General features: G+C 70.9%; 7 protein-coding genes. 6 read left to right on the plus strand and 1 reads right to left on the minus strand.

All coding sequences use genetic code 11. The features are described from left to right. Positions 1 to 13 precede the first annotated feature (13 nt). Genes AMK18_RS14835 through AMK18_RS14855 form a run of 5 tightly spaced genes read left to right on the plus strand, consistent with a single transcriptional unit; the run spans position 14 to position 6,375 of the window. The gene (locus AMK18_RS14835; protein ID WP_026171434.1) at positions 14 to 1,831 is read left to right on the plus strand and encodes a peptide ABC transporter substrate-binding protein; all 1,818 of its coding nucleotides are present in this window, start codon (positions 14 to 16) and stop codon (positions 1,829 to 1,831) included. A 50-nt stretch (positions 1,832 to 1,881) separates the two neighbouring features. After that, positions 1,882 to 2,841 carry an ABC transporter permease gene (locus tag AMK18_RS14840; protein WP_073863122.1) on the plus strand — a complete coding sequence of 320 codons (960 nt, stop codon included), beginning with the start codon at positions 1,882 to 1,884 and terminating at the stop codon, positions 2,839 to 2,841. Continuing rightward, positions 2,838 to 3,737 carry an ABC transporter permease gene (locus tag AMK18_RS14845; protein WP_073863123.1) on the plus strand — a complete coding sequence of 300 codons (900 nt, stop codon included), beginning with the start codon at positions 2,838 to 2,840 and terminating at the stop codon, positions 3,735 to 3,737. The genes AMK18_RS14840 and AMK18_RS14845 overlap by 4 nt, the downstream gene beginning before the upstream one ends. Beyond that, positions 3,734 to 5,443, plus strand: coding sequence for a dipeptide ABC transporter ATP-binding protein (locus AMK18_RS14850; RefSeq protein ID WP_073863124.1), 1,710 nt, complete (start codon positions 3,734 to 3,736; stop codon positions 5,441 to 5,443). Before AMK18_RS14845 ends, AMK18_RS14850 begins: the two co-directional genes overlap by 4 nt. Then, positions 5,440 to 6,375, plus strand: coding sequence for an ROK family protein (locus tag AMK18_RS14855; protein ID WP_018102450.1), 936 nt, complete (start codon positions 5,440 to 5,442; stop codon positions 6,373 to 6,375). The genes AMK18_RS14850 and AMK18_RS14855 overlap by 4 nt, the downstream gene beginning before the upstream one ends. A gap of 77 nt (positions 6,376 to 6,452) precedes the next feature. Here the strand turns inward: AMK18_RS14855 and AMK18_RS14860 are convergent, their stop codons facing one another. Then, a complete protein-coding gene (locus AMK18_RS14860; protein ID WP_018102449.1) occupies positions 6,453 to 7,682 on the minus strand; it encodes a glycoside hydrolase family 64 protein in 1,230 nt (409 codons plus the stop codon). A gap of 374 nt (positions 7,683 to 8,056) precedes the next feature. Here AMK18_RS14860 and AMK18_RS14865 point away from each other — a divergent pair, with 374 nt between their 5' ends. After that, positions 8,057 to 11,914, plus strand: a complete 3,858-nt coding sequence (locus AMK18_RS14865; protein WP_073863125.1) for an endo-alpha-N-acetylgalactosaminidase family protein — start codon at positions 8,057 to 8,059, stop codon at positions 11,912 to 11,914. Positions 11,915 to 11,940: the final 26 nt, after the last annotated feature.

Raw genomic sequence — 11,940 nt, forward strand, 5'->3', positions numbered from 1 at the left:
TCCGAGGAGTGTCATGATCCTTAGCCGCACGGTGAACAGCCGCCGTTGGGCCCTCACCGCGGGCGCCGCCACCACCGCGGCCGTACTGCTGTCCGGCTGTTCCGGCGGGGGCACGACCTCGTCCGGCTCCGCCTCGTCGGACAGCATCAACTACGCGCTGCCGGCGAACTTCACCCCGAACTGGATCCTCCCGGTCGGCACCGCCGCCCACCTGAACACCAACAACTCCTCGATATCCCAGTCCCTCTGGGAGCCGCTGATCGCGTACGACGGCTCCACCGGCAAGGTCGGCTGGAACAAGGACAACTCGCTCGCGACCGCCGCCGACTTCGCCGAGGACAGCAAGAGCGTCACGATCACGCTCGGCGACCGGCACTGGAGCGACGGCGAGAAGATCACCTCGCGCGACGTGCAGTTCTGGTTCAACCTGGTCAAGGCCAACAAGAAGGACTGGGCCAGCTACAGCCCGGGCAAGGCGCCGGACAACTGGACCGCGCTGAAGATCGTGGACGACACGCACTTCACGATCACCTTCGACAAGGCGTACAACACGCAGTGGATGCTCGCCAACGAGCTGAGCATGATCCGCCCGATGCCGCAGCACGTCTGGGACAAGACCAGTGACGCGGGCAAGGTGTCGGACCTCGACCTCACCCCGGCGGGCGCGAAGAAGGTGTGGACGTACCTCAACACGGCCGCCAAGAAGATCTCCGGGTACGCCACCGACCCGCTCTGGAAGACGGTCAGCGGCCCGTACACCATCAAGTCCTTCTCCACCGCGGGCAAGGTGCAGCTGCTGGCCAACGCCAAGTACGACGGCGGCGGCAAGGCCAACATCAAGACCGTGAACCTGCTCCCGTTCACCACCACGGACGCCGAGGAGAACGCGCTGCGGGCCGGCACGGTCGACTACGGCTACATCAACGCCACCAACCTCAGCCAGGAAGCGTCCTTCACCGCCAAGGGCTACACCCTCAAGCCGTGGGCCGGCTGGGCGATCACGTACATGCCGTACAACTTCAACAACCCCACCATGGGGCCGGTCTTCAAGCAGCTCTACGCCCGCCAGGCGATCCAGATGTCGGTGGACCAGGCGACCCTGTCCAAGGTCATCTTCAACGGCACCGCCGTCTCCACCTACGGGCCCGTCCCGCAGGGCCAGACCTCCTCCTTCGTCTCCGCGGCGCAGAAGGCCAACCCGTACCCCTTCTCCACCGCCAAGGCGAAGAAGCTGCTCACGGACCACGGCTGGACCGAGCAGAACGGCGTCATGGTCTGCACCGACGCGGGCAGCGGTGACGACCAGTGCGGCGCCGGGGTGGACAAGGGCACGAAGTTCAAGATGCAGGTGCTCTCGCAGTCCGGCTCGACCGTGACCGACAACCTGATGAGCGCGCTCCAGTCGTCCTTCGCCAAGTCCGGCATCGGCTTCGGAATCAAGACCGCACCGGTCAACTCCGTCCTCTCGCAGGCGGGCCAGTGCGACGCCAAGGATTCAGGCTGCAAGTGGCAGCTCTCCTTCTTCGGCAGCGCGGGCAGCTGGTACTTCCCCGCCTACCCGAGCGGTGACTCGCTCTTCGCGACCGGCGGCGGCTCCAACTTCGGCAGCTACTCCAACCCCGCCGTGGACAAGCTCGTCGAGAAGACCACCACCGACTCCTCCGACGCCGCCATGCAGAAGTACAGCGAGGCCCTGGCCAAGGACCTGCCGGTGATCTGGCTGCCGGAGCCCGACTACCAGGTCTCCGTCGTCAGGAGCGGCCTCGGCGGCTTCGCCCAGGACTCGCTCGCCAACTTCCACCCCGCCATGTGGAAGTGGACCAAGAAGTGAGCCGGGTCGCCGACCACGCGCACCACTGAGCCGAAGCGACCGGAAATCACATGAGCACTTCCAAGTACCTCCTCAGGCGGGTCCTCCAGGCCGTCGTGGTGATCGTCATCGTGACGATCGTGGTCTTCGGTCTGCTGCACGCCCTGCCCGGGGGTCCCGCACGCGGGATCCTCGGCCCGCAGGCCACCGCGCAGCAGATCACGGCCTTCAACCACGAACAGGGCCTCGACAAGCCGCTGCCCGTGCAGTACTTCTACTACCTGAACCAGCTGCTCCACGGTGACCTCGGGACGTCGTACACCCTCAACGAGCCGGTGTCCCAGCTCATCACCGAACGGCTGCCGAAGACACTGCTCCTCACCGTCCTGTCGGCCGTCGTCGGCCTCGTGCTGGCGATCCCGCTGGGCATGTGGCAGGCCATGCGGCGCAACAAGCCGGCGGACTACATCATCACCACGCTGAGCTTCATCGCCTACTCCACGCCCGTCTACTTCCTCGGGCTCGTCCTGGTGCTGGTGTTCAGCCAGGCGCTGCCGTGGTTCCCCTCCCAGGCACCCCAGGGCGACACGCTCGCGCAGGTGTTCTCCGAACCGCAGGCGCTGGTGCTCCCGGTGGTCGCGGGCGCCGCCTCGATGATCGCGGTGTTCAGCCGCTACATGCGGGCGGCCACCCTGGAGAACCTCTCCGAGGACTACGTCAGGACGGCGCGGGCCGGCGGTTCCCGCTCCCGCGCCATCCTGTGGCGGCATGTGTTCCGCAACTCGCTGACCCCCGTGGTCGCCATGCTCGGGTACTACGTGCCCGTGCTGTTCGGCGGTGCGCTGGTGGTCGAGCAGCTCTTCAACTACCCCGGTATGGGGCTGCTCTTCTGGACCGCCGCACAGTCCTCCGACTACCCGGTGCTCCTCGGCTGTGTGCTCGTCATCGCGATGGCCACGGTGACCGGGACCCTCCTCGCCGACATCGTCCAGCGGGTCATCGACCCCCGAGTGAAGGCAGGCCGGGCATGAGCGCCGTCATCCAGCCGGGCCAGGTGCCCGGCAAGGTCACCGCACCCGCCACGGCGTCGGGGACCCGCCTCGCGGTCCGGCGCTTTTGCCGCAACCGGCTCGCGGTCGTCGGGCTCGGCGTCGTCGCCTTCTTCTTCCTGTTCTGCTTCGTGGGCCCGCTGGTGTACTCCACCGACCAGACCCACACGCTGCTCGACCAGGTCAACCTGGCCCCCAGCGGTTCCCACTGGCTGGGCACCGACGCGGTCGGCCACGACGTGCTGGGCCGGCTCATGTACGGCGGCAAGGTGTCGCTGATCGTCGGCCTCGCCGCGGGCGTGCTCGCCACCGTCATCGGCACCCTGTGGGGCGCCGTCGCCGGTTACGCGGGCGGCTGGATCGACGCGGTCATGATGCGCGTCGTGGACGCGGGCATCGCCATCCCCGCCCTCTTCATCCTGCTGGTCGTCTCGGCCATCACCACCCCGGACCTGACCGGGCTGATCGTCATCCTGGGCTTCGTCTCCTGGCTCGTGCCGTCCCGGCTGGTCAGGGCGGAGACGCTGACCCTGAAGAACCGCGACTACGTGCTGACGCTCCGGGCCATCGGCGGGACGCACGGCCGGGCGATCGTCCGGCACATCCTGCCGAACTCGGTCTCGACCATCATCGTCGCCGCCACCTTCCAGATCGCCGACGCCATCCTGCTCGTCGCCTACGTCTCCTACCTGGGCCTGGGCGTCCAGCCGCCGTCCACCGACTGGGGCGGCATGCTGTCGGCCGGCCTCACCGCCGCCTACTCCGGCTACTGGTGGCTCATCATTCCGCCCGGCCTGGCCATCATCCTGGTGGTGTGGGCGTTCAACGCGATCGGGGACGGGCTCCGCGACGCATTCGACGTGAGGGGACGCGGATGACCGCCACCCAGCGCCCCGCCGCACCGCAGGCCGGGCCGATCCTCGAACTCGACGACCTCGGCGTCGTCTTCACCACCGAGAGCGGAGAGGTACCCGCCGTCCGGGGCGTCTCCCTCCACGTCGAACCCGGCGAGACGCTCGCCCTCGTCGGCGAGTCGGGCTCCGGCAAGTCCACCATCGCGTTCGCCGCGATGGGCCTGCTCAGCGGCAACGCCCGGACCACCGGCAGCGCCGTCATCGCCGGCACCCAGGTCGTCGGCGCCCGGGAGAGCGACCTCGCCGCGCTGCGCGGCCGGACCGCCTCCATGGTCTTCCAGGAGCCGGCCACCGCCCTGGATCCGCTGACCCGGGTCGGCAGGCAGATCGCCGAGGTGATCCGCAACCACCGCGAGATGTCCGCCAAGGAGGCCGCCGCCGAGGCCGTCGCCCTCCTGCGCAAGGTCGGCATCCCCGAGCCGGAGAAGCGGGCCACGGCCTACCCCTTCCAGCTCTCCGGAGGCCAGCGCCAGCGCGTCGTCATCGCCATGGCCATCGCCAACGACCCCGCCCTGCTGATCGCCGACGAGCCGACCACCGCGCTGGACGTCACGGTCCAGGCCGAGATCCTCGACCTGCTGCGCCGGCTCGCCGCCGAGAGCGGTACGGGCGTGCTGCTGGTCACCCACAACATGGGCGTCGTCGCCGACTTCGCCGACCGGGTCGCCGTGATGTACCGCGGGGAGATCGTGGAGACCGGACCGGTCGAGGACGTGCTCCTGCGCCCGTCCCACGACTACACCCGCCGCCTGCTCGGAGCCGTGCCCCGGCTGTCCGTGGCCGAGGCGGACAAGGCCGCCCCGGCCGCCGTCACCGAGGCCCCGGACACCGAGCCGGTCGCCGAACTCCGCGACGTCTCCGTGGTCTTCGGCCGCGGCAGGAGCGCCGTACGGGCCCTGGACGGCGTCTCCCTCGCCGTGCACCCCGGCCAGACCCTGGGCCTCGTGGGCGAGTCGGGGTCCGGAAAGTCCACCGCGTCCCGGGTCGCGCTCGGCCTGATCGCGCCGACCTCCGGCACGGTCTCGCTGTTCGGCACCGATCTGGCGCGCACCCGCTCCCGGGCCCGCCGTGCCCTGCGCGCGGGCATCGGCGTCGTCCTCCAGGACCCGGTCGCCTCGCTGGACGCTCGGATGACGGTGGGCGAGTGCGTGGCCGAACCGCTCAGGGTCCACCTCAAGGGGCTGACCGCCAAGGACCGCCGGAGCAAGGTGGCCGCCATCCTGGACCGGGTCCGGCTGCCGCGCGAGGTCGCCGACCGGGCGCCCCGGGAGCTTTCCGGCGGGCAGCGCCAGCGGGTCAGCCTGGCCCGTGCGCTGGTCCTGGAACCCCGGCTGCTGGTCGCCGACGAACCCACCAGCGCGCTGGACGTCAGTGTGCAGCAGGCCGTACTGGAAGTGATCTCCGAGCTCCAGGACGAGCTGGGCTTCGCCTGCCTCTTCGTCTCCCACGACCTGGCCGTCGTCCAGCACTTCGCCCAGCGCGTCGTGGTGCTGCGGGGCGGGCGCATCCAGGAACAGGGCCCCACCGGGCAGACCCTGCTGCACCCGGAGACCGACTACACCCGCGGCCTGCTGGCCGCCGTACCGGTGCCGGACCCGGTGGTCCAGCGCGGACGCAGGGCCGAGCGCCTGGCCGCCCTCGCGGCCGTACGGACGGAGGTCCAGGCATGAACGCGTACGACCGCAGGCTCTTCGCGGGCGTGGACATCGGCGGCACCACCACGCAGGTGGTCCTCTGCGACGACGACCTCACCGTGCTGGACCGGGCCGAGACCGCCACCCCGGCGGACCGGGGCGGCCGGGCCATGACCGACGCGGCCCTGAACGCCCTGGCGCCGCTCCTGGAGCGCACCCCCGGCCGGCTCACCGGCTGCGGGGCCGGTGCGGCCGGGGTCGTGGACTCCGTCACCGGGCGCATCCTCGTGGCCAGCGACTCCTTCACCGGCTGGGCCGGTTTCGGAGTCACGGACGCCCTGGAGGAGGCGCTGGAGGTCCCGGCCTTCCTGGACAACGACGTCAACGCCTTCCTGTACGGGGAGACCTCGGGCGGCGCGGTCCGCGACGAGCGGGACGTCCTCGGGATCACCCTGGGCACCGGCGTCGGCGGCGCGCTGTGGAGCGACGGCGCGCTGTTCACCGGCCCGCACGGCGCGGCCGGCGAGATCGGGCACATCCCCGGCTTCGGCGATCTGCTCTGCTCGTGCGGTGGGCGGGGCCATCTGGAGACCCTGGCCTCCGGCCGCTCCATCGGCGCCCGTTACGCGGAGCGCACCGGCCGGCGGCTGACCGCCCGGGAGGTCGCGGACGCGGCGGGCGGCGGTGACGAGGACGCCCTCGCGGTGTTCCGGGCCGCCGGGGAGGGCATCGCACGGGCGATCGTGATGACGGCCGGCGTCGTCGACATCACGACCGTGGTCGTGGGCGGCGGGGTCAGCCGTGCCTGGCCGCTGCTGAGCCCGGTCGTCCTTGCCGCGCTGTCCGCCGAACCGCCGGTCAGCGGACACCCCGTACGGCTGGTCAGGTCCGGCCTGGGCTCCGACGCGGTACCGGTCGGCGCCGCGGCCCGCGCGCGGCGGGAACTCGCGGTCGGCTCCCTGGCCTGACCCCCGCGACGCCCCGCACAGGAAGAGAGGACCCCCGTCCCGCCCGGACGGGGGTCCTCCCGGTCTGTGGGGTGAGGTCAGGAACCGACGCTCACCGTGAACCGCCTCGGGTTGCCGTCGTTGGCGGCGCCCGAGACGTCCGGCTCGCCGTCCGGACGCACGTCGTCGTACGGGAAGGCGTAACCGATCGGGCTGTTGGCGTGGACGATCCGGGACCAGTGGTTGGTCACCGCGCCCTGGTAGTAGTCGGCCACCGAGGTGCCGTTGGGCTGGTCCGGGTGGCTGAGCATGATCGAGCGGTTGAAGCCCGCCGCGAGCCGGGCCAGCAGGGCCTTCTTGTCGTCGTTGTCCGCCGGGTTGTTGGTGAAAGGCCCGTGGTTGCAGGTGAAGATGTCCTTCGACACCGGCTTGCTGAAGGTGTGCCCGCCGTCGAACGTCAGCGTGTCCCCGCTGACCCGGCCGGTGCGCACGCCGCGCCCGCCCTGGAGGTCGATGCGCAGGTCCGTCGAGCGGTACTTCTCCCAGACCTCGTCGATCTGCGCCGTGAACAGGTCGCGGAACGGCATCTGGTCGGGCCGGTCGAAGTAGGGCGCCATCAGGTTCTGCGGGGAGATGACCCGCAGCACGCTGCCGTCCGCGCCGCGGGTCACCAACTGGTCCCAGGGCTGGCCGTCGGCGGCCGCCTGGGCGATGAGGCCGTCGGCGATCCGGTCCACGGCGCCGTCGGGGAGCGGGGCGACGGTGTGCGTGGAGTCGCCCTCCAGGGTCAGACCGATCGGGAGCGCGGTCACCAGGTCGACGTAGCTGATGTTGGCGTACAGCTGCTGCGGGTTGAACGTGAACTCGCAGAACGACCAGGTGCGCCCGTAGTTCGGGTCGGTGGAGGTGGCGAACGCGGGCTCGACCAGGGCCGGGCCCGGGTTGAGGTAGAAGGTCAGCGTGTCGTCGCGGACGAAGTAGACCCGGGCGCCGTACATCTGAGGCAGGGTCAGCACGACCGGCGCGCCGCCCGCCCCGTTCAGCGGGATCGCGCAGTCGACCGGCAGCGGGGTCTGCGGGGCCGAGGGGGAGTCGGGGTGGTAGACGCTGCCGTCGGCGCGCAGCAGGACCCAGCGGTCGGTGCCCTGCTCGTGGCCGGTGACATAGGCGTTGACGCGGCCGGGCAGGGACTTGTTGACCAGGGCCAGTTCGCAGGTGGCGGCGGAGGCCGACGCGCTCGGGCTCAGCGCGCTGCCCCAGAGGGGGTACGTCAGTGCGGTGGCGGTGGCGGCGGCTCCGCCCGTCAGGAACTTCCGGCGCGAAATCATGAGGCGACTCCGGGGGTACGTGGGGGGCGCGGACGGGTGGACCGTGCGGGGAGGTGGAGCGGGGGCGTCCGCGGTGCGCACCACTTTCTCGATGCACGGCACGGGCGTCAAGACTTGTGACTGAGAGCGCTCTCAAAAAGAAGAACTCTTCACAACTCGACGCTGGTGAGCGGCACTTGCCTGCATGCCGCTCGACGCCCGCACACCGCGTGATCAGAAACTGAACACGGCGCCCCGGATGTCCCGGTCCCGCCCCACTTGGGCTTGCTTGGACTTACGGAGGGCGGTTGTTGGACTGGCGAAGCCCTCGGGGCCGTACGTCGTTGACGGTGCGCGGAGCCGACGACTACGCAGTGCACATGTCACCAAGCCGTATGCCGGTGGGCGTCGCAGCCGCCGCCTCAGCAGCCGTCCTGGCCCTGGCGGGGACCGCCCTCCCCGCCGTGGCCGCCGCCCCCTCACCCGCTGCCGCCGGTACCGCCGTGCCCGCGGGCAGCCCCGTCATCTCCTCCGCGCAGCTCGCGGTCGCCGTCGCCGCGGACTTCCCGCGCGTCCTCACGTACACCGACCGCGGATCCGGCAAGCAGCTCACCGGCTCCACCCGCCCGGTCACCGCCGTCACCCTGAACGGCACCGCGCACGCGGTGAAGCTCAAGGGCGCCCCGAAGGTCACCGGCTCGGCCGCCCGCTACACGCTGGCCTTCGCCGACCTGCCCGGCGTGGAGCTCGACGCCACGCTCTCCGTCTCCGGCCGCGCCACCACGTTCAAGGTCACCGCCGTCCGCGACACCGCGGCGTTCCGGGTGTCCACGATCGACATACCCGGGCACGACCTGGTCTCCGTGGCCGGCACGGACGCCGGGGCGGCCACGGCCTTCACCAAGCTGGACACCGACTCCACGAAGACCGCCGACGTCTTCGGATCGGTCACCGGGGACACCCCGGCCGAGTCCGCGCCCACCGGCGCCACGTACGCGATCGTCAACACCGGCTCGCTCGCGGCGGCCGTCGAGTCCAACTCCTCGTACGACAAGCCCTCCGGCGCCACCGGCGGGGACGACGCCCGGTTCTGGCACCAGGCCCGCAAGGAGGACAACGGCTCGACCCGGGTCGCCGTCTGGTCCGGTCAGTGGACCTACCGGGGCGAGGGGGCGCCGAAGCCGGAGAGCGGCGACGCCCTGCCCTGGGCCAAGGTCGTCGTCACGCCCGACGCCAACGGCGACAGGACGGTCGACTGGCAGGACGGGGCCGTCGCGTTCCGCTCGATCGGCGTGGTCGCGCCGGGCAGCGAGGACACCGCGGACCGGGTCATCACCCACATCCCGTTCAACTTCGCCAGCCAGGCCACGCACCCCTTCCTGCGCACCCTGGACGACGTCAAGCGGATCTCCCTGGCGACGGACGGCCTCGGCCAGCTCGCCCTGCTCAAGGGGTACGCCTCCGAGGGCCACGACTCCGCCCACCCCGACTACGGCGGCGACTACAACAAGCGCGCGGGCGGGCTGAAGGACCTCAACGCCCTGCTGAAGGACGGCAAGAAGTGGGGCGCCACCTTCGGCGTCCACGTCAACGCCACGGAGGCGTACCCGGAGGCGAAGGCGTTCGACGAGCAGCTGGTCGACAAGACCAAGCCGGGCTGGAACTGGCTCGGCCAGAGCTACTACATCGACCAGCGCCGCGACATCAACAGCGGCGACCTCGCCAAGCGCTTCCAGCAGCTGCGCGACGAGACCGGCAACAACCTCTCGATGCTGTACATCGACGTCTACTACACCCACGGCTGGATCGCCGACAAGACCGTCCAGGCCCTCCAGAAGCAGGGCTGGAACGTCTCCAGCGAGTGGGCCGACAAGTTCGAACGGGCCTCGCTCTGGTCGCACTGGGCCAACGACCTGGACTACGGCGGCGCCACCAACAAGGGCATCAACTCGAAGATCATCCGGTTCATCCGGAACGGCGAGAAGGACGTCTGGAACAACGACCCGGTCCTCGGCCAGAGCGCCATCGCCGAATTCGAGGGCTGGACCGGCGAGACCGACTGGAACGCCTTCTACGACAACGTCTGGCAGCGCGACCTGCCCGCCAAGTACCTCCAGCAGCAGAAGATCACCCGCTGGGACGGCAACGACATCACCTTCACCGGCGGGATCTCCGGCACGGTCGAGGACGGTAAGCGGACGTACTACGACCACGGCCGCAAGGTCCTCAGCGGCACCGACTACCTGCTGCCGTGGGACGGCGGCAAGAAGCTGTACCACTACAGCCAGAAGGGCGGTACGAGCAGCTGGGCGGTGCCCTCGAAGGGCACGTACACCGTCTACAAGCTCACCGACAACGGGCGCGTGAAGACCGGCACGGTCCGCCCGGTGAACGGGAAGATCACGCTCACCGCCGAGGCCGGGCAGCCGTACGTCCTCTACCCGCACCAGGCCCCGAAGGCCGCCGACCCCGAGTGGGGCGAGGACACCCTCGTCGCCGACCCCGGCTTCAACGACGACCGGCTCGGCGACTGGACGAAGACCGGCACCGCCGTCCGCGACACCGACGGACAGGGCCGCAACTCCGCGAAGCTCTCCGGCAGCGGCACCGCCGCGCTCTCCCAGCGCATCGGCGGCCTGAAGCCCGGCGCCCGCTACACCGCCTCCGCGCTCATCGAGGTCGAGCCCGGGAAGACCCGGCACACCACGCTCTCGGCGGGCGGGAAGTCCGTCGCCGTGGACCGCTCCACCGCGAAGGACTACGTCGCCGCGTCCGACTGGCACGGCACGTACTTCCAGCGCGCCAAGGTCAACTTCACCGCCCCCGCCAACGGCCGCACCACCCTGCGCATCGAGGCCGCCGACGGCAGCGCGGCCACCGTCCGCGCCGACGACGTCCGCCTCGTTGCCAACGCGCCCGCCACCCAGAAGGGCACCGTCGTCCACGAGGACTTCGAGGACGTGGACCAGGGCTGGGGCCCCTTCCTCAAGGGCGACGCGGGCGGCTCCACCGACCCCCGCACCGTCATCTCGCAGCTCCACGCCCCGTACACCCAGGCGGGCTGGAACGGGAAGCTGACCGACGACGTGATCGGCGGCAAGGAGTCCCTGAAGGCCCACGAGGAGAACACCGGCCTCGTCTACCGCACGGCCCCCTGGACCGTCCCGATGACCGCGGGCCACCGCTACCGGGTGGAGTACGACTACCAGTCCAGCCACGCCGGGGCCTACGAGTGGGTCGACGGCTACGACCGGATCACCGCCGAGGGCAAGCCCGCCTCCGTCGAGACCCGGACCACCGCCATCGGCGCCCAGCACACCACCGGCCACTTCGCGGAGACCGTCACGGCGGGCTGCGGCGACACCTGGACCGGGCTGCGCAAGCGCGGCGACGCCCCGGAGGGCGCCGACTTCGTGCTCGACGCCTTCACCGTCACCGACCTCGGCGAGGCCCCCGCCGGTGAGCAGGCGGCCTGCTCCACGCTCTCGGTCGCCGCCGCGGCCGAGACCCTGGAGCCCGGCACCGCCAACACGGTGAAGGCGAGCTTCACCAACTACGAGTCCACCGCCGCGACCGGCGTGAAGGTGGACCTCGCCCTCCCCGAGGGATGGCAGGCCGAGCCCGCCGGAGCCGTCGCCTTCGACTCCGTCGCACCCGGCGCCAAGGTCACCGCGAGCTGGCAGGTCACCCCGCCGGTGGACGCCGCCTACCGCGCGTACACCCTGACCTCCCAGGCCACGTACACGACCGGCGACGGGCAGCGGAAGCTCGGCGCACAGACCTCCGTACGCACCCTGCCCCCGCCGCCCACCCAGGACAGCTGGGCCAGCGACCTCGACTGGACGGCCACCACCAACGGCTGGGGACCGGTCGAGCGCGACCTGTCCAACGGCGAGACCGGCACCGGGGACGGCACCGCGCTGACGATCGGCGGCACGGTGTACGAGAAGGGGCTCGGCAGCCACGCCCCGGCGACCATCCGCTACTACCTGGGCGGACAGTGCACCTCCTTCACCGCCGAGGTCGGCGTGGACGACGTCCAGAAGACCGCGGGCAGCGTCCAGTTCTCCGTGGAGGCCGACGGCACCGAGAAGGTGAAGTCGCCGGTGCTCCGGGCCTCCGACGCCGCCTGGTCGCTCACGGCCGACGTCACCGGCGCCAAGTACGTCGAACTGATCGCCGGTGACGGCGGGGACGGCAACGGCAACGACCACGCGGACTGGGGCAGCGCCCGCTTCCACTGCGGAGGCTGAGCATCCCCGGGGCCCCGCTCCCTTTG

Source organism: Streptomyces sp. CB01249 (genome assembly GCF_001905735.1).
In the GTDB taxonomy this organism is placed as follows: Bacteria; Actinomycetota; Actinomycetes; order Streptomycetales; family Streptomycetaceae; genus Streptomyces.